1 protein-coding gene is annotated in these 352 nt (G+C 69.6%); it reads left to right on the top strand.

The genetic code is table 11. The annotated features are described in order from the left end of the window. Positions 1-69: 69 nt before the first annotated feature. Positions 70-352: ABC-type transport auxiliary lipoprotein family protein (locus JHD64_RS21295; protein ID WP_199055632.1), on the top strand; the 283-nt coding region annotated here is incomplete at its 3' end.

Here is a 352-nt window from a genome sequence, read left to right as displayed (position 1 = left end):
CCGCGCGCTGAGTGATTATCTCGACCGCCATCCGGAAGCGCTGCTCCGGGGCAAGCAGGAAGACAAACCATGAGCCAGAATCCCCTGGTCCGCACCGCCAGCGGCCTGCTGCTGGCGCTGGCGCTGGCCGGCTGCAGCACGGCCCCGCTGTACTACCACCAGCTGCAGGGTGGCCTGCCGGCCCGCAGCACACCGCAGGCCGGCGCGGTGATCCTGGTCGAGGCTGTCAGCCTGCCTGCCGAAGTGGACCGGCCACAACTGCTGCTGCAAGACAGCCGCGGCCAGCCGCAATTGCAGGAACAGCACTACTGGACGGCCAGCCTGTCGCGGCTGCTGACACAGGCGCTGGCGG

This window comes from Aquitalea sp. ASV15 (assembly GCF_016429115.1).
GTDB lineage: Bacteria > Pseudomonadota > Gammaproteobacteria > Burkholderiales > Chromobacteriaceae > Aquitalea > Aquitalea magnusonii.
This window is presented reverse-complemented; position numbering and strand designations above follow the sequence as displayed.